Genomic DNA, 21,187 nt, shown 5'->3' with positions numbered 1-21,187 from the left:
CCATGGCATCGGGCACGGCGCATCATTGACGCACCGCTATATACGGACGTATATTGCGCCTGACAGTCCACCCATTCCAGCACCAGCTTTCCTGGCCGCTTCGCTTAGGATTCCCATGTCCGCGTTCCGCTCCGCCCGCACCGGGCGCCGCTCCGTTCTTGCCGGCGCCACCGGTGCCATGCTGACCGCCCTGGCGCTGGCCCTGCCCGCTGGGCCGGCCTTCGGCGCCGACCTGGTGGTCTCCGCCGCCGCCAGCCTGACCAACGCCTTCAAGTCGCTGGCCAAGTCGTACGAGCGCGCCCATCCCGGGACCAAGGTGGTGCTGAACTTCGGCGCGTCCGACGTGCTGATGCAGCAGATCGTCAAGGGCGCGCCGGCCGACGTGTTCGCCTCGGCCGACCAGGAGGCGATGAACAAGGCCGAGGCCGAAAAGGTGGTCGCGTCCGCCTCGCGCCGCGACTTCGCCGCCAATGAGGTGGTGCTGATCGTGCCGTCGGACAGCAAGCTGAAAATCGGCTCGCTGCAGGCCCTGACCCGCCCGGAAGTGAAGCGCATCGCCTATGGCAACCCGGCCTCGGTGCCGGTCGGCCGCTACACCCGCGGCGCGCTGGAAGCCGCCGGGCTGTGGGACGCGGTCGCCGCCAAGGGCGTGCCGGCACAGAACGTGCGCCAGAGCCTGGACTACGTGGCGCGCGGCGAGGTCGAGGCCGGCTTCGTCTTCACCACCGACGCCACGGTGATGCCGGACAAGGTCAAGGTGGCCGTGCGCGTGCCTAGCCGCACCCCGGTGACCTACCCGATCGCCATCACCAGCCAGACCCGCCAGCAGAAGGAAGCCGCGCAGTTCGTCGACTTCGTGGCGTCGCCGGAGGGCCAGGCGATCCTGTCGCGCTACGGCTTCCTGAAGCCCTGATTTCCACCACGCCATGGATGCCATCTGGGTCCCGCTGCTGTTGTCGCTGAAGGTCGCGGGCTGGGCCACCGCGCTGAACGCCGTGCTCGGCGTCGGCGCGGCGTGGGCGCTGGCGCGCTGGCGCTCGCCGCTGCGCGACGTGGTCGACGCGGTGCTGACGCTGCCGCTGGTGCTGCCGCCGACCGTGCTCGGCTACTACCTGCTGGTGCTGGTGGGCCGGCGTGGCGTGTTTGGCGAGTGGCTGTCCAGCCTCGGCATCGAGCTGGTCTTTACCTGGCAGGGCGCGGTGCTGGCCTCGACCATCGTGGCCTTCCCGCTGGTGCTCAAGTCCGCGCGCGCGGCGTTCGAGGGCGTCGACCACCAGCTGGAAAACGCCGCGCGCGTGCTGGGCGTCTCCGAATCCGGCATCTTTTTCCGCGTGACCCTGCCGCTGGCCGCGCGCGGCATCATCGCCGGCGTGCTGCTGGCCTTCGCGCGGGCGCTGGGCGAGTTCGGCGCCACGCTGATGGTCGCCGGCAACCTGCCGGGGCGCACGCAGACGCTGTCGGTGGCGATCTACGAGGCCGTGCAGGCCGGCGACGACAACACCGCCAACCTGCTGGTGCTGGTGACCTCGGTCACATGCGTGCTGCTGCTGGTGGTCGCCGGGCGGCTGGTGCCCGCCGCCGCGCGCAATCCCGCCGAACTCTACGAACGCCGGCGCCTGCGCCCGCGTGCGGTACGGTGAGCAACGCCATGGGCATGCATGTCAGCATCCGCAAGCAGATGGTGTCGGCCGACCGGCAGTTTGCGCTCGATATCGATTTCGACTCCGACAGCCGCCGCATCGCGCTGTTCGGGCCGTCCGGCGCCGGCAAGAGCCTGACGCTGCGCGCCATCGCCGGGCTGCTCGCCCCCGACAGCGGCCGCATCGAGCTGAACGGGCGCACGCTGTTCGACAGCGACGCGGGCATCGACGTCCGCCCGCAGGAGCGCCGCGTGGCTTACCTGTTCCAGGAATACGCGCTGTTCCCGCACCTGACCGTGGGCCAGAACGTCGCCTTCGGGCTGGCGCGCGGCTGGCGCAACCCGCGCCGCGGGGCGATCCCGCCGGAAGCCCGGCGCTGGATCGATGCCTTCGGGCTGGACGAGATCGTCGGCAACTATCCGGCCGAGATTTCCGGCGGCCAGAAGCAGCGCGTGGCGCTGGCGCGCGCGCTGGTGGCGCAGCCGGATATCGTCCTGCTCGACGAACCGTTCTCGGCGCTAGATCCCGCGCTGCGCTCGCGCATGCGCGCCGAGCTGCGCTCGCTGCAGGCGAGCCTGGACGTGCCGATGCTGGTGATCTCGCATGATCCCGCCGACGTCGAAGCACTGGGCGACCACGTGCTCGAGATCCGCGAAGGCCGCATCTTCGGCAGCGGCACCGGCCGCCACCATCCGCCGGTCTACGCGCCGGTGTCGGCGCGCGTGGCCTGAGCGCGCGGCAGGTCGACGCAGGCGCGGTTAAGGCGAGGGCCGGTACTTCGTTGACGCGCCGGCCCTCTCCCCCACCCCTCGCCCGCTAGCGGGCGAGGGGAGCGATCGCCAGGGGTATTGGCAAGTTCCAACGCTCTTGCCGCTCTTGCCGCTCTTGCCGCTCTTGCATATGCCAGCCTCATCCCACCACTCCCAGGATCACACTAGACGCCTTGAACACCGCCACTGCCGGCACGCCCACGGCAAGCCCCGGCGCCTCGACACTGCCATTGGTGACGATCGCTGCGATGGTGCCGCCACCATCCAGCTCGATCACCACCTCCGCATTGACCGCCCCAGGCAACACCCGCGAAACCACGCCCGGCAACTGGTTGCGTGCCGACAGCCGCATGCCCGGATCGGGCAATCCCACGAGCACGGACGATGCCTTGATCAGCGCGAATGCCTCCGCCCCCGCAGCCAGCCCCAGCGTCTCGACGCTTTCATGCGTGATCGTCGCCACGATCTGCTGGCCGCCCGGCAGCGCCAGCGCCACCTCGTCGTTGACAGCGCCGCCGCGCACACTGGCGACGTGCCCGAACAGCTTGTTGCGCGCACTGGTCTTGATCATCATTCGCCTCATCAGGTGGATATCTTCGGCAGCACCCTCGCCCAGCTGCGACAGCTGCGCGACAAAGCGCCGGTGCTCGTCCTCCAGCGCGCGGTAGGTGCGGATCAGCTGCTCGCCGCGCGCCGTCAGGCGCGTGCCGCCGCCGCCCTTGCCGCCGGCGGCGCGCACGACCAGCGCTTCTCCGGCGCTGTTGTTCATCAGGTCGATGGCGTCCCACGCTGCCTTGTAGCTGATGCCGACCGCGCGCGCGGCCGCGGTGATCGAACCGTGCTCGCCGATGGCGGCGAGCAGCGCGATGCGGTCCTTGCCGCCCCAGTCCTGCGAGCCGGAGCGGAACCAGATGGCTCCCTGGAGTTCAAGCATGGGTCGCCGTTCCTCAGCCTTCCAGGTAGTGCGCGCGCAGCTGCGCGACGTCGACGGCAAGCGCATCGCCCAGGTAGTTGTCGACGCTGCCCCAGCCCTGCTCGATCGCCTGCAGCGAGGCATCGAGATAGCTGGCACGGACCTCAAGCAGCGGCATCATGGCCTCGGCGCTTACACCCAGCCGCGCCATGCGCGCCAGCGCCGTTTCGTTGAAGCGTGCATTGCGCTGGTTCGATTCCAGGTAATTGGCCAGGATATCGTCCTGCGCCACGCCCAGCGCCGACAGAAGCAGCAGCGAGGCAAAGCCGGTGCGGTCCTTGCCCGCGGTGCAGTGGAACAGCAGCGTCTTGCCCTCTTGCGCGGTCTGCATGAAGCCGCCGAAGGCGTCGCGGTAGCGCACCGGGAAATCGCGGTAGACCTCCAGCATGAAGCCGTCGATCTGCGCCGGGGTGCTGGCGCGCAGGCGCGGCATGAGCACGTCCATCGCCATGCTGCCGTCCAGCACCGGCACCGCCACCCAGTTGAAGCGCGCACCGAAGCCGGCCTCGTCCGGCGACTTCTCGCCGGGAGAGCGGAAGTCGACCACCACGTCGAGATCGAGCGCATGCAGCCGGTCCAGGTCGGCCGTGCTGGCCAGCGCCGGGTTGCCGCTGCGATACAGCCGGCCGCTGCGCACGCGGCGTCCGGCGGCACCGCGCAGGCCGCCAAGGTCACGCGCATTGCTGATGGTGTCGAATTCCAGCGCCGCGTTGCCGGCCGTGCTGTCCGGTGCCGCCGGTCCTGGCGACACGACCGCGTGGCCCTGTGGAAACGCCCATCGGAACCATTTGTTCATTGTTGCTCCCTGACTGTTTTTTTATCGATGCGGACCCGGCAGCCGCGTGAATCCAAGGTCAGCGGCCAGAGTCAGCGGCAGCGGTAGGCCGGCACATGCCAGCGCAGGTGGCAGCCGGCGACATAGCGCCGGTCCAGCCGCGCCACCAGCTTCCACACCGCCAGCGCGCTGGCGTCGATATCGACCCAGGCCCACGGACGCTTCGGGTCGCCGGCCTCGACCAGCTCGACCGAGCGGATGCTGGCGTACTTCGCCAGTGCCTGGCGCAGCGCCGTGGCGCTGAGTCCTGCCTTCAGCCCGCGTACTAAAACCTTCATCATCGGCTCCAATTATTTCAGATCGCCCCGACGCATGCATCACCTGGCTGGGCGGCCCCGGCGGCGCGTGCGCCGCATCGCCCGCCACGCCTTGTGGCGCCTGCCTTTACAGATGGGATAACAAATCCGCCGCAAGATTTCGCCGTCCGAAGCAGAACTTGATCTGAATCATTGCTGGCGCAATGAGGCACTTGGAAACCTCGACATCACCCCCTGCCGGCTCGGACAATTCCTATCATGTCGAACGCGGCGGCCAGGCCAGAAGCCCGGCCGCTGGAGCAAGCCAGACGCGGATGCCGCCTCGCGGCCGACAATGCCTCGCCGGCCCGGTTGCCGGCCCGCCGCACCGGATCGCCAGTACGCCGTGTCGAGCGCCGTGTCGAGATATTCGACAAGGATCGTCAACGAAAAGGATAACGGCGATGCCCGATACCTCTCACGCTTCCCCTGCCTCACCCGCTCCGCCCACGGACCCGGCTACCGCTGCAACCGCCAGCGCCGCCGCGCCCAAGATGACGCTGCACTGGGGCCTGTTCGTCGCCGTCGCCGTGCTGCTCGGCGTACTCGCGATCCCGCAGCCCGAAGGCCTGACCATTGCCGGCCAGCGCATGCTGGCCATCCTTGCCTTCGCCATCGTGGTGTGGATCACCGAGGCGGTCTCGTACGAGACCAGCGCGATCATGATCACGTCGCTGATGGCCGGATTGATCGGCTTCGCGCCGACGGTCAACGATCCCAGCGTGCAGTACGGCACCTCCCGGGCGCTGGGCATGGCGCTGGCCGGTTTCTCCAACACCGCGCTGGCGCTGGTGGCTGCGGCGCTGTTCATTTCCGCGGCCATGACCGTGACCGGGCTGGACCGGCGCATCGCGCTGGTGACGCTGTCGGCCATCGGCACCAGCACGCGCCGCATCCTGGTCGGCACGATCGCCGTCACCATCGCGCTGAGCCTGGTGGTGCCGAGCGCCACCGCGCGCAGCGCCTGCGTGGTGCCGATCATGATGGGCGTGATCGCCGCGTTCGGCGTCGACAAGAAATCGAATATCGCCGCCGGCATCATGATCACGGTGGCGCAGGCCACCAGCATCTGGAACGTCGGCATCCAGACCGCCGCCGCGCAGAACCTGCTGACGGTGGGATTCATGGACAAGCTGCTCGGTGAGCGGATCACGTGGCTGCAATGGCTGATCGCGGGCGCGCCATGGGCGATGGTCATGTCGGTGGTGCTTTTCTTCCTGGTGCGCTGGCTGCTGCCGCCCGAGACCGAAGCCATTCCCGGCGGCAAGGAAGCCGTGCAGCGCGAACTGGCCGTCCTGGGGCCGATGACCGCCCCGCAGAAGCGGCTGGCCGCGGTGTCGATCGGCCTGCTGCTGTTCTGGGCCACCGAAGGCAAGCTGCACAGCTTCGATACCGCCACGGTAACCTTTGTGGGCCTGGTGATCCTGATGCTGCCGCGCATCGGCGTGATGGACTGGAAGACCATGCAGCAGCGCACGCCGTGGGGCACGCTGATCGTGTTCGGCGTTGGCATCAGCCTGGGCACGGCGCTGCTGTCCACCAAGGCCGGCCAGTGGCTCGGCGAGTTCGTGGTGACGCATTCCGGCCTGGCCACGCAGGGCGCGGTGGTGGTGTTCGCCATCCTGGCGGCATTCCTGATCCTGATCCACCTGGGCTTTGCCAGCGCCACCGCACTGACCGCGGCGCTGCTGCCGATCCTGATCTCGGTGCTGCAGACACTGCCGGGCGACATCAACCGCGTCGGCATCACCATGCTGCTGGGCTTTACCGTGAGCTTCGGCTTTATCCTGCCGATCAACGCGCCGCAGAACATGGTGTGCCTGGGCACCGAGACCTTCAATGGCCGCCAGTTCGCGCGCATCGGCATCCCGATCACCATCGTCGGCTATGCCCTGATGCTGCTGTTCGCGGCAACGTACTGGCGCTGGCTGGGCTGGGTATGAGGGCGCCATGAGGACGCCATGAGGACGCCATGCGTCGTCGGCGATGTCCTCGGGTACCGACTGCGCCACCAGCAGGTCGCGCGCAAAACGGCGGGCGGAATCAAGGGAGAGTTTCATCATGGACTCCTCACGGCGTATTGACCTCGGCCTGAGCCGGGAAAGCGCGGAGGTGGAGGCGTTCGTCAAATGCCTGCACGACACACCGACGGCGCCGGGATTCGACCGCGTGCAGTATCCGGGCGAGTTCGAGGCGGCCAACCGGGAGCATGCGGCCGACGCCATCGACATCAACCCGGCGATCTGGCGCAACCTGGAACAGCTGGCACAGGCGGCGGGCGTACCGGTACCAAAGGGCTGACCTCCGCGGCACCACCCGCCGCGCGCGAGAGGGACAGCAGGGACTCGCTCCGCGCCGCCCGCGGCTGGCACAATACGCCGCATGAAAAGTCTCTGGTCCGCCTTCGCCAAGCTGCTGGTGCTCGCCGTGGTCGGGGGCGCGCTGCTTGCCACCGTTGCCCTCCTCGCCGTCCAGCGGCAGCTGCCGTCGCTGGAGGCGCTGACGGATTTCCGCCGCACCGCTGGCTATGTCCCGCTGTCGCGCTATCCGCGCGAGCTGATCGACGCCGTGGTGGCGATCGAGGACGAGCGCTTCTACGTGCATGACGGCATCGACTACGTCGGCGTGGTCCGCGCGGGCGTCGCCAACCTCTCGGACGACCTGTCGCAGGGCGCATCGACCATCACCATGCAGGTGGCGCGCAACTTCTACCTGTCGCGCGACAAGACCTATACGCGCAAGCTGTACGAGGTGCTGCTGTCATACCAAATCGAGGACGCGCTGAGCAAGGACGAGATCCTCGAGCTGTACCTGAACAAGATCTATCTCGGCCAGGGCGCATATGGCTTCGCCGATGCGGCGCGGACCTATTTCGGCAAGCCGCTGGCGCAACTGTCGCTGGCCGAATCAGCGATGCTGGCCGGCCTGCCCAAGGCACCCTCGGCGAACAACCCGGTCGCCAATCCGCGCCGGGCGCGGCAGCGGCAGGTCTATATCCTGCGGCGCATGCTGGAGCTGGGCAGGATTTCGCATCCCGAATATGACGGGGCGCTGCTGGAGCCCTTGCGCCTGAAGTGATGCCCGACGCCCGGCGTGGGAACGATTCCGGGCCGGACGCGCACCAACCATGACGGGCCATGCCATCCGCGGCGCCCGCCTGGTGGCGGGCAGCGCACCTTGCATGGCTGTTCCAAGACGCTAGCCTGACAAGGAGGGCCGACATGGAAGACAAGTCAACACTCACCCCGGCCGCGGACCTGGCGCAACGCAATCCGGTTCATTTCCCCAACGAAAGTGCCGAGTACCGCAAGGCGCGCAATGCGCTGCTGGCCGAAGAGATCGAACTGCGGCGGCATATCGAACGCGTTGCCGCGCAACGCCGCAAGCTGCCGCCCGGCGGCGAAGTCACCAGGCGCTACACCTTCCAGGGCGAACACGGTCCCGTGACGCTGGAAGACCTGTTCGGCGACAGGGACACCCTGGTGGTCTACAGCTACATGTTCGGGCCGCAGCGCGAACGGCCTTGCCCGATGTGCACATCGCTGATGGGATCATGGGACCACAAGGTGCCTGATATCGAGCAGCGCGTGGCGCTGGCAATGGTGGCCCGCTCGCCGGTCGAACGCCTGCTGCGGGCGAAGAAGGAGCGCGGCTGGACCAGGCTGAAGGTCTATGCCGACGTCGACGGCGCATTCACGCGCGACTATGTCAGCCCGGAAGACGGTGACGTGCCTGGCTACACGGTCTTCACGCGCCGCGACGGCAAGATCCGGCACTTCTGGAGCGGCGAGATGTATGCCCTCACGGCCGACCCCGGACAGGATCCGCGCGGCGCGCCGGACCTCGACCCCCTCTGGACGTTGCTGGATACCACGCCCGAAGGCCGCGGCGGCGACTGGTATCCGAAGCTGGAATACGGCAGCAGCAGCTAGCGACCCTGGTTTACCGGATCGCGGGCGGACTGCGCTATTCCAGCACGCTCCGATGCCGGGCCAGCGCTTCCTGGACGATCGCGTCCAGCCCGGTGCCGGATTCGCTATCGACGTGCCCCAGCAAGGCCCTGCGCATGCGCGGCTCCCAGAAGCGCTTGATATGCCCGGCGATATCGGAGACCGCCTCCTCGCGATCGGGCATCGCCTCGAAGAAGCTGCCGATCTGGTTGGCCATGGTGATCAGGTTGTCGACGTTCATGCGAGGCTCGCTTCGTGTTGCAGGCCGTGTTGCAGGCGTTGTGGATGGGCATAGACCACGTGCGCGCCGGCGCGCACGAACCCGGCCAGCGTGACATTGGCCTGCTCGGCCAGCCGCACCGCCAGCGCCGTCGGCGCCGACACTGCCGCCAGCACCCCGGCGCCGATGGCGGCGGTCTTCAGCACCATTTCGTAGCTGGCCCGGCTGGTGACCAGGACCGCGCCCGTGGAGATGTCCTCGACGCTGCGCGCGAGCGCTCCGGCCAGCTTGTCGAGCGCATTGTGGCGCCCCACGTCTTCGCGCACCAGCGATACATGGCCATCGGCACGCAGCCACGCGGCGGCGTGGGTGGCGCCGGTGTCGTGCTGCAATGCCTGGCGCAACTGGAGCTGCACGAACGCGGCCTGGATCACGTCGGTATGGAAGCTGGCTGCGCTGTGCACCGGCGCCGGGGTGCGCATCACCTGCTCCAGCGATTCGGTCCCGCACAGCCCGCAGCCGGTGCGCCCCGCCAGCGAGCGCCGGCGGTCCTTCAACCGCATGAACGCTTCCGAGGCGATTTCCAGCCGCACCGCGATGCCGTGCTCGCGCATGTCGACTTCGATGTCATAGACATCGCGCGCCGTCGGCACGATGCCTTCGCTCAGGCTGAAGCCGAGCGCGAAGTCCTCCAGGTCGGCCGGCGTGGCGAGCATCACCGCATGCGAGATGCCGTTGTATTCCAGCGCGACCGGCACCTCCTCGGCGACCTCGTCGGGGCTGAGCGAGATCTCTCCCTGCCGCCAGCGGCTGACGGCAAAGGTGCTGTGGGTCGGCATCTCGTCCGGCATGGCCGACGTGTCGGGAGGGGCCTGTGGTGACTGCATGCAGCGCATCATGATGTCGCCCTCCGCTCAGTTCGCGGCCTGCGCCGCGGTTTGTGTCGGGTCCGCGCTGGCCGCTTCCAGCAACTGCAGTTGCTGCGCGTTGAAGTCGTGGTACTGCTGCTGCCAGGCCGACGGCTGCGCCACCGGCATCACCTGCACCGCGGTGACCTTGTATTCCGGACAGTTGGTGGCCCAGTCCGAGTTGTCGGTGGTGATCACGTTGGCGCCGGATTCCGGGAAGTGGAAGGTGGTATAGACCACGCCCGGCTGCATGCGCTCGCTGACAATGGCGCGCAGCACCGTATCGCCCGCGCGGCTCTGCACGCCGACCCAGTCGCCATCCTTGATGCCGCGCTCTTCCGCGTCGTGCGGATGGATTTCCAGCCGGTCCTCGGCGTGCCAGTAGACGTTGTCCGTGCGCCGCGTCTGCGCGCCCACGTTGTACTGCGACAGGATGCGGCCGGTGGTCAGGATCAGCGGGAAGGCGCGCGTGATTTTCTCGGTGGTCGGCACATACTTGGTGATGATGAACTTGCCCTTGCCGCGCACGAAGGCGTCGATATGCATGGTCGGCGTGCCTTCCGGCGCATCGGCGTTGCAGGGCCACTGGATGCTGCCCAGTTCGTCCAGCCGCTTGTAGCTGACGCCGGAGAACGTGGGCGTCAGGCGCGCGATTTCGTCCATGATCTGCGACGGGTGGGTGTAGTCCATCGGGTAGCCGAGCGCATTGGCCAGCAGGATGGTGGCTTCCCAGTCGGCGTAGCCGGCCTTGGGCGGCATCACCTTGCGCACGCGCGAGATGCGGCGCTCCGCGTTGGTGAAGGTGCCGTCCTTTTCCAGGAACGACGAGCCCGGCAGGAACACGTGCGCGTACTTGGCGGTTTCGTTCAGGAAAATGTCCTGCACCACGATGCATTCCATCGACGACAGCGCTTCGGACACATGCTGCGTGTTCGGGTCGGACTGGACGATGTCCTCGCCCTGGCAGTACAGGCCCTTGAAGCTGCCGCCAAGCGCGGCCTCGAACATGTTGGGGATGCGCAGGCCCGGCTCCGGGCTGATCTCGACATTCCACGCGGCCTCGAACAGGCCGCGCACGGTCGAGTCCGATACGTGGCGATAGCCCGGCAGCTCATGCGGGAACGAGCCGATATCGCACGAGCCCTGCACGTTGTTCTGCCCGCGCAGCGGGTTCACGCCCACGCCCTCGCGGCCGATATTGCCGGTGGCCATGGCCAGGTTGGCGATGCCCATCACGGTGGTCGAACCCTGCGCATGCTCGGTGACGCCCAGGCCGTAATAGATCGCGGCGTTGCCGCCGGTGGCGTACAGGCGCGCGGCGCCGCGCAGTTGTTCCGCCGGGATGCCGGTGACGCTTTCCATCGTTTCCGGCGAGTTCTCCGCCAGCGCGACAAAATCGCGCCACTGGTTGAACGCGCGGTCCTCGCAGCGCTCGGCGATAAAGGCGTCGTTGAGCAGCCCTTCGGTGACGATCACGTGTGCCAGCGACGTCACCAGCGCGACGTTGGTACCCGGACGCAGTTGCAGGTGGAAATCGGCGCGGATATGCGGCGAGTCGACCAGGTCGATGCGGCGCGGATCGACCACGATCAGCTTCGCGCCGGCGCGCAGGCGCTTCTTCATGCGCGAGGCAAACACCGGATGGCCGTCGGTCGGGTTGGCGCCGATCACCATGATCACGTCGGCCTTTTCCACCGACTTGAAGGTCTGCGTGCCGGCCGATTCGCCCAGCGTCTGCTTCAGGCCATAACCGGTGGGCGAATGGCACACGCGCGCGCAGGTGTCGACGTTGTTGTTGCCGAAGGCGGCGCGCACCAGCTTCTGTACCAGGTAGCCCTCTTCGTTGGTGCAGCGCGACGACACGATGCCGCCGATCGAATCCTTGCCGTGCTTCGCCTGGATGCGCTTGAACTCCGAAGCCGCGTAGCCGATCGCCTCTTCCCACGACACTTCGCGCCACGGGTCGGTGATCTTCGCGCGGATCATCGGCTTGAGGATGCGGTCCTTGTGCGTGGCATAGCCCCAGGCAAAGCGGCCCTTGACGCAGGCGTGGCCCTCGTTGGCCTTGCCGTCCTTGTACGGGACCATGCGCACGACCTCGTTGCCCTTCATCTCTGCCTTGAACGAGCAGCCCACGCCGCAGTAAGCGCACGTGGTGACGGTGCTGTGCGAGGCCTGGCCCAGCCTGATGACCGAGGTCTCGGTCAGCGTCGCGGTCGGGCACGCCTGCACGCAGGCGCCGCACGAGACGCAGTCCGACTCCATGAACGACTGGCTGGTGCCGGGCGAGACGCGGGAATCAAAACCGCGTCCGCTGATGGTCAGCGCGAAGGTGCCTTGCGTCTCTTCGCAGGCGCGCACGCAGCGGTTGCAGACGATGCACTTCGAGGCGTCATAGGTGAAGTAGGGATTCGATTCGTCCTTCTTCAGCGCGGTGTGCGTGGCGATGGGCTTTGCGCTTGTGCCAACGTCAGGCCCACCGTCGTTGTAGCGCACCTCGCGCAGCGCCACCACGCCGGCCATGTCCTGCAGCTCGCAGTTGCCGTTGGTCGGGCAGGTCAGGCAGTCTAGCGGGTGGTCGGAGATATACAGTTCCATCACGCCGCGGCGCAGGTCGGCGAGCTTGTCGCTCTGCGTCTTCACCTTCATGCCGGCTTCCACCGGCGTGGTGCATGAGGCCGGGTAGCCGCGGCGCCCTTCGATCTCGACCAGGCACAGGCGGCACGAGCCGAAAGCCTTGAGGCTGTCGGTCGCGCACAGCTTGGGCACGGCGATCTCGGCTTCCATCGCGGCGCGCATCACCGACGTGCCGGCGGGCACGGTGACGCTGACGCCGTCGACTTCAAGGGTGACCATCTCGGTCGATTCGCTGGCGGGGGTACCGAAGTCGATCACATCGCGGCAGTCCATGTTTGTCTCCCGTGTTCTGTTCTGGCGTCAGACAATGTCGGCTTAAGCCGCCTTGGCCTGGTTAGGGGCGAGGCCGAAGTCCTCGGGGAATTCATTGAGCGCGGACAGCACCGGGTACGGCGTCATGCCGCCCATCGCGCAGAGCGAGCCGTACAGCATGGTGTCGCACAGGTCGCGCACCAGCTTGACGTGCCGGATGACGCTTTCCTGCGGCTCGTCGCCGGCGATGATGCGGTCCATCACCTCGACGCCGCGGGTCGAGCCGATCCGGCACGGCGTGCACTTGCCGCAGGATTCGATCGCGCAGAACTCCATCGCATAGCGCGCCTGCCTGGCCATGTCGACGGTCTCGTCGAACACCACGATGCCGCCGTGGCCGACCACGCCGCCGAAGGCGGCAAAGGCCTCGTAGTCCAGCGGCACGTCGAAGCGCGACTCCGGCAGGTAGGCGCCGAGCGGGCCGCCCACCTGCACCGCGCGGATGGCGCGGCCGCTGCGGGTGCCGCCGCCGTAGTCGACCAGCAGCTCGCGCAGCGTGACGCCGAACGCTTTTTCCACCAGCCCGCCCTGCTTGATATTCCCGGCAAGCTGGAACGGCAGCGTGCCGCGCGAACGGCCCATGCCGTAGTCGCGGTAGTACTGCGCGCCGCGCGCCAGGATCACCGGCACGGTGGCCAGCGAGATCACGTTGTTGATCACGGTAGGCTTGCCGAACAAACCCTCCAGCGCCGGCAGCGGCGGCTTGGCGCGCACCACGCCGCGCTTGCCCTCCAGGCTTTCCAGCAGCGCGGTTTCCTCGCCGCAGACATAGGCGCCTGCGCCCTTGCGCACTTCAAGATGGAAGCGCTTGCCGCTGCCGCGCAGATCGTCGCCCAGCCAGCCGCCTGCGTTGGCGATGGCGATCGCGCTTTCCAGCACGGCGATGGCGTGGGGGTATTCGGAACGGCAGTAGATGTAGCCCTGCTCGGCGCCCACCGCGAGGCCGGCAATGATCATGCCTTCGATCAGCATGAACGGGTCGTCCTCCATCACCATGCGGTCGGAGAACGTGCCCGAGTCGCCTTCGTCGGCATTGCACACGATGTACTTGATGGCCGACTGTGCGCCCAGCACCGTCTTCCACTTGATGCCGGTCGGGAAGGCGGCGCCGCCGCGGCCGCGCAGGCCGGAATCGGTGACTTCCTGCACGATCTCGGCGGGCGTCATCGACAGCACGCGCTCCAGGCCGGCAAAGCCCTCGTGCGCACGGTAATCGTCCAGCGACAGCGGGTCGGTGATGCCGATGCGGGCAAAGGTCAGGCGCTCCTGCTTCTTCAGGAACGGGATCTCCTCGGTCAGGCCAAGCGCCAGCGCATGCGCGCCGCCCTGCAGCAGGCCCGCGTCGAACAGCGACGGCACGTCTGCCGCGCTGACCGGGCCATAGGCCACGCGTCCCGCTTCGGTCTGCACCTCGACCAGCGGCTCCAGCCAGAACATGCCGCGCGAGCCGTTGCGGACGATGCGCACCGCTTCGCCGCGGCGGGCCGCCTCGCGTTCGATCGCGCGGGCCACCTCATCGGCGCCGAGCGCCAGCGCGGTGGAATCGCGTGGCACGAAGATGGTGTTGACGGTGGCGCTCATGCCTGGACCTCCGCGGTTTCGTTGGCGGACTGCGCTTCGCGCAGCGACCGGACCAGCGCATCGAAGCGCTTCGCATCGACATAACCGTGCAGCCGCTCACCGACCATCACGGCCGGGCCGCACGCGCACTGGCCCAGGCAGTACACCGGCTCCAGCGTGACCGCGCCGTCGGCGGTGGTTTCATGGAAGCCGCACCCCAGCGCACGTTTGGCGTGGTCGGCCAGCGCCTCGGCGCCGACCGCCTGGCAGGCTTCGGCGCGGCACACCTGGATCACATGGCGCCCGGCCGGCTGCTGGCGGAAGTGGTGGTAGAAGGTGATCACGCCATGCACCTCGGCCCGCGACAGGTTCAGCGCGCGGGCGATCACCGGCACGGCGGCGTCCGGGATATGGCCCTGCGTGTCCTGGATCTCGTGCAGGATCGGCAGCAATGCGCCCGGCATGTCTTGCCGCGCGGCGACGATGGCGTCGATCGCGGCCGCGGAGGCCTGGGCGTTGGGAGCGATGTCTGGCATGGCGTCTCCTGTGGGGTCGCTGGGGCTGGCAGCCACTGCCGTCCGCACCCCTTATATGCTATTTTTTTCCTATTTCCGACCTGTCAGCTACGCTGCCAAGGCCGTGGAATGCAATATAAGAGAGTGACAACGGTCGATCAATAAGCTATTTTTTTCATATGCTCCGTATCTCGATCCTCCCCCACCTGCAAATCCGCGACGACGCCGCGGCCGGCACCGACGCCCTCGACGTATCGCGGCTGGTTGCCCTGCTCGGCCATATCGAGGAATCGGGCAGCATCAGTCACTCCGCCCAGGCGGTGTCGCTGTCCTACCGCTACGCCTGGGGCATCCTGCGCGATGCCGAGGCGCTATTTGGCGGCCCGCTGATCGACAAGACCCGCGGGCGCGGCAGTGCGCTGACGCCGCTGGCGCAGCAGCTGGTGTGGGCCAGCAAGCGCATCGGCGCGCGCCTGTCGCCGACGCTGGACAGCCTGGCCTCCGAGCTGGAAATCGAACTGAAGAAGCTGATGGAACAGTCCGGGGCCGCGGTCCGGCTGCATGCCAGCCACGGCTTCGCGGTGGCGGCGCTGCGCGACTTCCTCGACGAGCAGCACGTGCGGCACGACCTGAAGTACTGCGGCAGCGTCGAGGCGGTGGCGGCACTGGCCGCGGGAGCGTGCGATATCGCCGGCTTCCATGTGCCGGTGGGCGAGTTCGAGCACGGCATGTGGCGCCACTTCACCACCTGGCTCAAGCCCGACACGCACTGCCTGGTGCACCTGGCGGTGCGCAGCCAGGGGTTGTTCGTGCGCCCGGGCAACCCGCTCGGGATCCGCACGCTGGAAGACCTGACCCGGGGCGAGGTGCGCTTCGTCAACCGGCAGGTGGGCTCGGGCACGCGGCTGCTGCTTGACCTGATGCTGGCCGCGCGCCATATCGACCCGGCACGGATCGAGGGCTACAGCAACGGCGAGTTCACCCACGCCGCGGTGGCGGCGTATATCGGCAGCGGCATGGCGGATGTGGGCTTCGGCGTGGAAACCGCGGCGCGGCGGTTCGGGCTGGGGTTCGAGCCGGTGATCAAGGAGCGCTACTTCTTCGCCATCGAAAAATCGATGCTGCGCAGCGCGGCGCTGTCGGGCGCGGTCGGCGCGCTGACCAGCGAGGCCTTCCGCCAGCGCGTCAATGCGCTGCCGGGCTATGACGGCACGCTGACCGGCAGCGTGCTGACGCTGGACGAAGCGTTTCCCGACTACGCGGGCACGCGCTAGCGCACCAGCAACGCCAGGCGGTCAGGATGGTCCGCCCATTGCTCGTGGCCGGCGATCGGGCCCTTGGCCTGCGGCAGCGGCGGCCAGTCCGGCCGGCGCGACAGTTCGGCGTTCAGCGCGATGAAATGGCGCTTGTCGTCGGGCAGGTCATGCTCGGAATAGATGGCGCCCACGGGGCACATCGGCACGCACATCGAGCAGTCGATGCACTGGTCGGGGTCGATGGCGAGGAAGTTGGGGCCTTCGTGGAAACACGTCATCGGACAGACTTCCACGCAATCGGTATGGCGGCACTGGATGCAGGCATCCGTCACGACAAAGGTCATGGGCAAACGCGGTACGGCGGTAAACACTGCGTCATCGTAGCCGCTCGGCAAGCCGCGCGGGTGGCGCGGCCTTGCGCGACTTATTCAAATCGCCTGAAGTCCGCACCGTGCCGCTTCTGCTGGCAAGTTGCATCCGGGGATGGGAGCGGTCCCGGAAATCAAGCGGTTTGCTGCATCAGTTCTTCCTTGCGCGCCGCCATGGCCTCAGCCACGTCGCGCAGGTTGACCTTCTCCTTGATCGCATTCTTGAACAGTTCGCCTTCCTCTTCCTCGATATGGTGGGAGACGTACTCGGACAGCACCGTGAAGTTGGCTGCGAGCATATCGCCGGCCGGGTCTTCCTCGATCGCCGCTATCAGGTCCTTGGCAACCTGGTGCTCGACCTGCGCTTCGTCCAGGATGTCGTCGATGTCATCGCCGACGCCGCGCAGCGCCGGGTAGAAGATTTCCTCCTCAATGGTGGCATGCACGGTCAGCTGGCGGCAGACCTCGAGCGCGATCGATTCCTTCTCATCGCGGTCGTCGGTGTCCTTGAACGCCTTGAACAGTTTCTTGACCGCGCGGTGATCGTCCATCAATGCGCCGATGGCGTCGGCCTGGTCTGCGGGGATCTTCGACTTGTCCACGATTGCCTCCTGGGAACTTGAGTGGGAAGCCGGTCTTGCCCGGCTGTGCCACCGTGCAGGCAGGTTCTGTGCCCGACGCGCACACGGTGGGACACAGGGCAACGACGGCACGGATCCGGCACGCGCGCACGGTAATCATTGCAATTCCTGCGCGAAGGGTTGTTATTTGTGCCCGCCAAGGCGCGCGCCGCCTCGGCCAAGCTCAAGGGCGTGGCCGCGCCGAGGGCGCGCAGCTGCCGACCTCGTGCCGTTGCAGAGCGACCGTAAAGGGTACGTAGAACTTGCGTTACGTACACAGCAAAAATGCGCACATACGCACGTTTACCGTCACTATCTTGCCACCCCCGCAGCTGGGACGAGTTTTGCTAATCAGAAGAAACAGGTCGCCTGCCCGGCTTGCCCCAAGGGACGCCCAGCCGTGCGACCGGAGACGAAAACCAGAACGAGGAAGCCTCATGACGTCTACCTTCATCTACTCGAACCGCGCCCGTGACCTCGAAGCGATGGAAGATGAAATGCGCATAGCCGACCGGGCCGGCTATACCGTCGACCTGCGCCGCGCTTTCTGGGAGTGCGAGCCGGCCTCGGTGCCCGCGGCCGAACGGCCGCGGATGCTGTCGCTGCTGCAACGGGTGCGGGCCGGCGATACGCTGGTGACGATGCAGCTGAGCTGCCTGGGCTGGAGCGTGCAGGAAGTGCTGGGCACGGTCCGCAAGTTCCGCCTGCTCGGCGTGGCGCTGCACTGCGTGCAACTCGGCCGCGCCAACCTGTCCAGCCCCGCGCCGCCTGAAGCTGTCATGGTGCTGCGCGCAGTGGCCGCGCTGGAGGGCAGCACGCGCAGCGCGCGCGTGCGCGACAGCCTGGCTGCGGCCAAGGCCATGGGTCGTGCGGTCGGACGCCCGCCCAAGCACAAGCCCGACGAGCGCGATGCCATCCTGCGCTTGCTGGCGGAAGGCCAGTCGGTCAGCGAAACGGCGCGGCGCTTCAACACTTCACGCCAGACCGTGCTGCGGATACGCGCGGCGGCGCCGGCCATCGTCCAGCCATCCGACACCGGCGCCGCTGCCGCGCCCGAAGTGCCGGCAGAGGTATCCACCGCGGAGTAGACCGGCAGCCTGCCGCTCGATTCCGGCTGCCGGCAGCGGCCTGAAACCAACCCGAGATCCCATGAAGCGCGACACCATAGTCCTGGGCACCTCCTCCGGCGGCGTCAATGCGCTGCGGGATATCGCCGCCGGCTTGCCGCCGGACCTGGACGCGGCCGTACTCGCCGTGCTGCACATCGGCGCCAACCCTAGCATGCTGCCGGACATGCTGGCCAGCGTCGGGCCTCTGCCGGCCCGCCACGCCCGCGATGGCGAGCCGCTGCGGCCCGGCGCAATCTACGTGGCGCCACCCGACCAACACCTGATGATCGTCGACACAACGTGCTCAGCGATCCGCCGTTCTCGCGGCTGGACCTGATCTGCTGCCGCAACCTGCTGATCTACCTGGACCGCGACGCGCAGACCGAGATCCTGCGCACCTTCCATTTCGCGCTGCGCCCGGGCGGCTACCTGTTCCTGGGCAGCTCCGAAGCCGCCGACAGCGTCAGCAACCTGTTTTCGGTGGTCGACAAGAAGGCCCGCATCTACCGCGCCAACGTCGCGGTGCGCGCCGAAACGCCGTTGCCACTGTCGGCCGGCATGCTCAATGCGCGCACGCCGGTGACGGTGCTGCAGCCGGCCGGCAAGCGCAAGTTCTCCTTCGGCGACCTGCACCAGCGGCTGATCGAGCAGCACGCGCCGCCGAGCGTGCTGGTCAGCCGCGATTCCGAGATCGTGCACCTGTCGGACCGCGCCGGGCGCTTCCTGCAGTACGCCGGCGGCGTGCCGTCGCACAACATCATCGGCGCGGTGCGCCAGGAACTGCGGCTGGAACTGCGTACCGCGATCTACCAGGCGCTGCAGACCAACCACAGCGTCGAGGCCCGGCGCGTACAGCTCGAACGCGACGGCAGGCATTTCTTCGTCAACATGACGGCGCGCCCGGTACACGACGCCGAGGCCAACGGCGACTTCGTGCTGGTGCTGTTCGACGAGGTCGAGGACAGCATGAGCGCAACGCCGCGCGGCCAGGCCGCCGACGAGCGCGACCCGATGATCGCGCAGCTCGAACGCGAGTTGCATCGCACGAAGGAGCAGCTGCAGGCCACCATCGAGCAGTCGGAAACCTCGACCGAGGAACTCAAGGCCTCCAACGAAGAGCTGCAGGCGATCAACGAAGAGTTGCGCTCGACCACGGAAGAGCTGGAGACCAGCAAGGAAGAACTGCAGTCGATCAACGAGGAGCTGACCACCGTCAACGCCGAACTCAAGTCCAAGGTCGAGGAAACGGGCAAGATCAACGACGACCTGCAGAACCTGATCATGGCCAACGATATCGGCACGGTCTTCGTCGATCGCAACCTGTGCATCAAGCGCTACACCCCGCGCGCCACCGACGTCTTCAGCATCATCCCGTCCGACATCGGCCGTTCGCTGCTCGATATCACGCACCGGCTCGAGTACGACAAGCTTGCCGACGATGCCGGCGAAGCCTTCGACTCCCTGCGCCTGATCGAACGCGAAGTCAAGAGCAGCGACGGCCGCTGGTACCTGGCGCGCTTCCTGCCGTACCGCACCACCGAGGACCGCATCGAGGGCGCGGTGCTGTCGTTCATCGACATCACGTCGCGCCGCGCGGCCGAAGAGCGCCTGAGCGAAGGCGAGAAGCGCATGAATATCGTGGCGGAAAGCACGCGCGACTACGCCATCATCACCTTCGACGACGAAGGCCGCGTCACCAGCTGGAACACCGGCGCCGAACGGATCTTCGGCTATACCGAGGCGGAGATGCTTGGACAGGAAGCGGAAACCCTGTACACGCCCGAGGACCGCGCCGCCCGCATCGCCCAGGAAGAAATGGCGCAGGCGCGCCTGTACGGCCGCGTCGAGGAAGACCGCTGGCACCAGCGCAAGGACGGCAGCCGCTTCCGCGCCAGCGGGGTGCTGTCGCGCATTGACAAGGGCGGCTTCAGCGGCTTTGCCAAGATCATGCGCAACCTCGACGAAGTGGCGCTGACGCGGCTGGCCACGCGCACCGGGCGCCAGGGAGTCATCGATTCCGCGGACGCGCGCACCGGCGAACGCGCCGACGCGCGTGCCGAACGCATGCGCGACGAATTCCTGGCCGTGGTGTCGCACGAACTCAAGCATCCGCTCAACCTGATCAGCGCCAGCGCCGAGCTGATCATCCGTTCGCCCGAAGGGCGCGGCAACCCGGTGATCCAGCGCGCCGCCGGCACTATCCGGCGCACCGTGATCGGACAGGCGCACATCATCGACGACCTGCTGGACATGTCGCGCCTGCGCACCGGCAAGCTATCGATCGCACGCGCGCCGGTCGACTGGCGCGAAGTGGTCGAGCGCGTCTGCCACGCCATCGAGGAAGAGGCCAGGCGCAAGGACATCGCGCTGGAGCGCATCTTGCCGGCCGGTCCGCTGATGATCGACGCCGACCTGACGCGGGTCGAGCAGGTGGTGTGGAACCTGGTCAGCAATGCGCTCAAATACACCAGCGCCGGCGGCAGGATCACGGTCTCGCTGGTGACAGAGGGCGGCGACGGCGTGCTGGAGATACGCGATACCGGCATTGGCATCGATGCGCAGAACCTGCCGCATATCTTCGATATGTTCCGCCAGGGCACCGCGCCGAGCGCGCGGCAGGGGGGACTTGGCATCGGCCTGTCGCTGGTACGCGAGCTGGTGACCATGCAGGGCGGCACGGTGCGCGCGAATTCCGACGGGCTCGGCAAGGGTTCGGTGTTCACCGTAACGCTCCCGCTGCGCGAGGAAGTCGCCGCCGACTCCGCGCCGGCGCTTGCGCCATCGCTGCCGCTGGGCGGCACCGAGATCCTGCTGGTCGACGACGATTCCGGCACGGTCGAGACCTTCAAGATGCTGCTCGAAATGGAAGGCGCCAGCGTGTCGGTTGCCACCAGCGGGCAGGAGGCACTGGATCGTCTCGGGCAGCATTGCCCGGACCTGCTGCTGTCGGACATCGGCATGCCCGGCATGTCGGGCCTGGACTTTATTCGCGCCATCCGCCGCCAGCCGCACCTGCACAAGCTGACCGCGATTGCATTGAGCGGCTATGGCCGGCCGGACGATATCCGCGAGTCGATGCAGGCAGGCTTCGACGCGCACCTGACCAAGCCCGTCTCACTGGAAGCCTTGCTGAACGCCATCCGGGAGCTGCGCGTCGCCTGAGGCGCAACGGGGTCCGTTTGGCGTCCGTTTGGCGTCCGTTTGGCGTCCGTTTGGCC

The 21,187-nt window shown here is 67.5% G+C and carries 20 protein-coding genes and 1 pseudogene; 11 read left to right on the top strand and 10 right to left on the bottom strand.

Annotated features, from left to right (window positions below; translation table 11 throughout):
* The first annotated feature begins 115 nt into the window (after nucleotides 1-115).
* Genes modA through K309_RS0119220 form a run of 3 tightly spaced genes read left to right on the top strand, consistent with a single transcriptional unit; the run spans nucleotide 116 to nucleotide 2,371 of the window.
* Complete coding sequence (gene modA, locus K309_RS0119230; protein ID WP_029047943.1) at nucleotides 116-913, top strand: molybdate ABC transporter substrate-binding protein; 798 nt, start codon at nucleotides 116-118, stop codon at nucleotides 911-913.
* Between the two features lie 13 nt (nucleotides 914-926).
* The gene (modB, locus tag K309_RS0119225) at nucleotides 927-1,640 is read left to right on the top strand and encodes a molybdate ABC transporter permease subunit (protein WP_029047942.1); all 714 of its coding nucleotides are present in this window, start codon (nucleotides 927-929) and stop codon (nucleotides 1,638-1,640) included.
* Nucleotides 1,641-1,648: 8 nt separating this feature from the next.
* Nucleotides 1,649-2,371 carry an ATP-binding cassette domain-containing protein gene (locus K309_RS0119220; protein WP_029047941.1) on the top strand — a complete coding sequence of 241 codons (723 nt, stop codon included), beginning with the start codon at nucleotides 1,649-1,651 and terminating at the stop codon, nucleotides 2,369-2,371.
* Between the two features lie 178 nt (nucleotides 2,372-2,549).
* Here K309_RS0119220 and K309_RS0119215 read toward each other — a convergent pair whose 3' ends face one another.
* From K309_RS0119215 to K309_RS0119205, 3 genes are all read right to left on the bottom strand, one after another.
* Complete coding sequence (locus tag K309_RS0119215; protein WP_029047940.1) at nucleotides 2,550-3,344, bottom strand: TOBE domain-containing protein; 795 nt, start codon at nucleotides 3,342-3,344, stop codon at nucleotides 2,550-2,552.
* Nucleotides 3,345-3,357: 13 nt separating this feature from the next.
* Nucleotides 3,358-4,179 carry a tyrosine-protein phosphatase gene (locus K309_RS0119210; protein WP_029047939.1) on the bottom strand — a complete coding sequence of 274 codons (822 nt, stop codon included), beginning with the start codon at nucleotides 4,177-4,179 and terminating at the stop codon, nucleotides 3,358-3,360.
* 71 nt (nucleotides 4,180-4,250) lie between these two features.
* Nucleotides 4,251-4,496 carry an RNA recognition motif domain-containing protein gene (locus K309_RS0119205; RefSeq protein ID WP_029047938.1) on the bottom strand — a complete coding sequence of 82 codons (246 nt, stop codon included), beginning with the start codon at nucleotides 4,494-4,496 and terminating at the stop codon, nucleotides 4,251-4,253.
* Nucleotides 4,497-4,918: 422 nt separating this feature from the next.
* Between K309_RS0119205 and K309_RS0119200 the strand changes: the two genes are divergently transcribed.
* From K309_RS0119200 to K309_RS0119185, 4 genes are all read left to right on the top strand, one after another.
* Nucleotides 4,919-6,457, top strand: a complete 1,539-nt coding sequence (locus K309_RS0119200; RefSeq protein ID WP_029047937.1) for a DASS family sodium-coupled anion symporter — start codon at nucleotides 4,919-4,921, stop codon at nucleotides 6,455-6,457.
* A 118-nt stretch (nucleotides 6,458-6,575) separates the two neighbouring features.
* Nucleotides 6,576-6,815, top strand: coding sequence for a hypothetical protein (locus K309_RS0119195; protein ID WP_029047936.1), 240 nt, complete (start codon nucleotides 6,576-6,578; stop codon nucleotides 6,813-6,815).
* A gap of 81 nt (nucleotides 6,816-6,896) precedes the next feature.
* A complete protein-coding gene (locus K309_RS0119190; protein ID WP_029047935.1) occupies nucleotides 6,897-7,592 on the top strand; it encodes a transglycosylase domain-containing protein in 696 nt (231 codons plus the stop codon).
* A 143-nt stretch (nucleotides 7,593-7,735) separates the two neighbouring features.
* A complete protein-coding gene (locus K309_RS0119185; protein ID WP_029047934.1) occupies nucleotides 7,736-8,446 on the top strand; it encodes a DUF899 family protein in 711 nt (236 codons plus the stop codon).
* Nucleotides 8,447-8,480: 34 nt separating this feature from the next.
* Here K309_RS0119185 and K309_RS0119180 read toward each other — a convergent pair whose 3' ends face one another.
* The 5 genes from K309_RS0119180 to K309_RS0119160 are packed head-to-tail and all read right to left on the bottom strand — an operon-like array spanning nucleotide 8,481 to nucleotide 14,637.
* Entirely contained in the window at nucleotides 8,481-8,705 is a 225-nt protein-coding gene (locus tag K309_RS0119180) for a formate dehydrogenase subunit delta (protein ID WP_029047933.1), read from the bottom strand.
* Nucleotides 8,702-9,583 (bottom strand): formate dehydrogenase accessory sulfurtransferase FdhD, encoded by an 882-nt coding sequence (fdhD, locus tag K309_RS0119175; protein ID WP_029047932.1) that lies wholly within the window; start codon nucleotides 9,581-9,583, stop codon nucleotides 8,702-8,704. Before fdhD ends, K309_RS0119180 begins: the two co-directional genes overlap by 4 nt.
* Before the next feature lie 15 nt (nucleotides 9,584-9,598).
* The gene (gene fdhF, locus K309_RS0119170) at nucleotides 9,599-12,502 is read right to left on the bottom strand and encodes a formate dehydrogenase subunit alpha (RefSeq protein ID WP_029047931.1); all 2,904 of its coding nucleotides are present in this window, start codon (nucleotides 12,500-12,502) and stop codon (nucleotides 9,599-9,601) included.
* 42 nt (nucleotides 12,503-12,544) lie between these two features.
* Complete coding sequence (locus K309_RS0119165) at nucleotides 12,545-14,122, bottom strand: formate dehydrogenase beta subunit (protein WP_029047930.1); 1,578 nt, start codon at nucleotides 14,120-14,122, stop codon at nucleotides 12,545-12,547.
* Nucleotides 14,119-14,637, bottom strand: coding sequence for a formate dehydrogenase subunit gamma (locus tag K309_RS0119160; RefSeq protein WP_029047929.1), 519 nt, complete (start codon nucleotides 14,635-14,637; stop codon nucleotides 14,119-14,121). The genes K309_RS0119165 and K309_RS0119160 overlap by 4 nt, the downstream gene beginning before the upstream one ends.
* Nucleotides 14,638-14,795: 158 nt before the next feature.
* On the opposite strand from K309_RS0119160, the gene K309_RS0119155 reads away from it, so the two are divergent.
* A complete protein-coding gene (locus K309_RS0119155; protein WP_029047928.1) occupies nucleotides 14,796-15,890 on the top strand; it encodes a substrate-binding domain-containing protein in 1,095 nt (364 codons plus the stop codon).
* Here the strand turns inward: K309_RS0119155 and fdxA are convergent.
* Complete coding sequence (fdxA, locus tag K309_RS0119150; RefSeq protein ID WP_029047927.1) at nucleotides 15,887-16,216, bottom strand: ferredoxin FdxA; 330 nt, start codon at nucleotides 16,214-16,216, stop codon at nucleotides 15,887-15,889. The two genes, K309_RS0119155 and fdxA, sit on opposite strands and share 4 nt — an antisense overlap.
* Nucleotides 16,217-16,374: 158 nt before the next feature.
* Nucleotides 16,375-16,842, bottom strand: coding sequence for a hemerythrin domain-containing protein (locus tag K309_RS0119145; protein WP_029047926.1), 468 nt, complete (start codon nucleotides 16,840-16,842; stop codon nucleotides 16,375-16,377).
* 455 nt (nucleotides 16,843-17,297) lie between these two features.
* Between K309_RS0119145 and K309_RS36830 the strand changes: the two genes are divergently transcribed.
* The 3 genes and pseudogenes from K309_RS36830 to K309_RS36820 all read left to right on the top strand — a co-directional run.
* Nucleotides 17,298-17,948 carry a recombinase family protein gene (locus tag K309_RS36830; protein ID WP_051320514.1) on the top strand — a complete coding sequence of 217 codons (651 nt, stop codon included), beginning with the start codon at nucleotides 17,298-17,300 and terminating at the stop codon, nucleotides 17,946-17,948.
* 61 nt (nucleotides 17,949-18,009) lie between these two features.
* Nucleotides 18,010-18,306: a chemotaxis protein CheB gene (locus tag K309_RS36825; protein ID WP_035877886.1), complete on the top strand. Its 297-nt coding sequence runs from the start codon at nucleotides 18,010-18,012 to the stop codon at nucleotides 18,304-18,306.
* A pseudogene (locus tag K309_RS36820) lies at nucleotides 18,264-21,131 on the top strand (PAS domain S-box protein); the annotation flags it as partial. The gene K309_RS36825 and the pseudogene K309_RS36820, both read left to right, overlap by 43 nt.
* Nucleotides 21,132-21,187 lie beyond the last annotated feature (56 nt).

The sequence above is a fragment of the Cupriavidus phytohabitans genome, from assembly GCF_000426345.1.
Classification (GTDB): domain Bacteria; phylum Pseudomonadota; class Gammaproteobacteria; order Burkholderiales; family Burkholderiaceae; genus Cupriavidus.
The sequence above is the reverse complement of the archived record's forward strand: the minus strand, read 5'-3'. Positions and strand labels throughout refer to the sequence as shown.

Excerpts from the sequence above, each read along its gene's own strand:
- modA (WP_029047943.1), top strand. The coding sequence starts at position 116 with ATGTCCGCGTTCCGCTCCGCCCGCACCGGGCGCCGCTCCGTTCTTGCC.
- modB (WP_029047942.1), top strand. The coding sequence starts at position 927 with ATGGATGCCATCTGGGTCCCGCTGCTGTTGTCGCTGAAGGTCGCGGGC.
- K309_RS0119220 (WP_029047941.1), top strand. The coding sequence starts at position 1,649 with ATGGGCATGCATGTCAGCATCCGCAAGCAGATGGTGTCGGCCGACCGG.
- K309_RS0119215 (WP_029047940.1), bottom strand. The coding sequence starts at position 3,344 with ATGCTTGAACTCCAGGGAGCCATCTGGTTCCGCTCCGGCTCGCAGGAC.
- K309_RS0119210 (WP_029047939.1), bottom strand. The coding sequence starts at position 4,179 with ATGAACAAATGGTTCCGATGGGCGTTTCCACAGGGCCACGCGGTCGTG.
- K309_RS0119205 (WP_029047938.1), bottom strand. The coding sequence starts at position 4,496 with ATGAAGGTTTTAGTACGCGGGCTGAAGGCAGGACTCAGCGCCACGGCG.
- K309_RS0119200 (WP_029047937.1), top strand. The coding sequence starts at position 4,919 with ATGCCCGATACCTCTCACGCTTCCCCTGCCTCACCCGCTCCGCCCACG.
- K309_RS0119195 (WP_029047936.1), top strand. The coding sequence starts at position 6,576 with ATGGACTCCTCACGGCGTATTGACCTCGGCCTGAGCCGGGAAAGCGCG.
- K309_RS0119190 (WP_029047935.1), top strand. The coding sequence starts at position 6,897 with ATGAAAAGTCTCTGGTCCGCCTTCGCCAAGCTGCTGGTGCTCGCCGTG.
- K309_RS0119185 (WP_029047934.1), top strand. The coding sequence starts at position 7,736 with ATGGAAGACAAGTCAACACTCACCCCGGCCGCGGACCTGGCGCAACGC.
- K309_RS0119180 (WP_029047933.1), bottom strand. The coding sequence starts at position 8,705 with ATGAACGTCGACAACCTGATCACCATGGCCAACCAGATCGGCAGCTTC.
- fdhD (WP_029047932.1), bottom strand. The coding sequence starts at position 9,583 with ATGATGCGCTGCATGCAGTCACCACAGGCCCCTCCCGACACGTCGGCC.
- fdhF (WP_029047931.1), bottom strand. The coding sequence starts at position 12,502 with ATGGACTGCCGCGATGTGATCGACTTCGGTACCCCCGCCAGCGAATCG.
- K309_RS0119165 (WP_029047930.1), bottom strand. The coding sequence starts at position 14,122 with ATGAGCGCCACCGTCAACACCATCTTCGTGCCACGCGATTCCACCGCG.
- K309_RS0119160 (WP_029047929.1), bottom strand. The coding sequence starts at position 14,637 with ATGCCAGACATCGCTCCCAACGCCCAGGCCTCCGCGGCCGCGATCGAC.
- K309_RS0119155 (WP_029047928.1), top strand. The coding sequence starts at position 14,796 with ATGCTCCGTATCTCGATCCTCCCCCACCTGCAAATCCGCGACGACGCC.
- fdxA (WP_029047927.1), bottom strand. The coding sequence starts at position 16,216 with ATGACCTTTGTCGTGACGGATGCCTGCATCCAGTGCCGCCATACCGAT.
- K309_RS36830 (WP_051320514.1), top strand. The coding sequence starts at position 17,298 with ATGACGTCTACCTTCATCTACTCGAACCGCGCCCGTGACCTCGAAGCG.
- K309_RS36825 (WP_035877886.1), top strand. The coding sequence starts at position 18,010 with ATGAAGCGCGACACCATAGTCCTGGGCACCTCCTCCGGCGGCGTCAAT.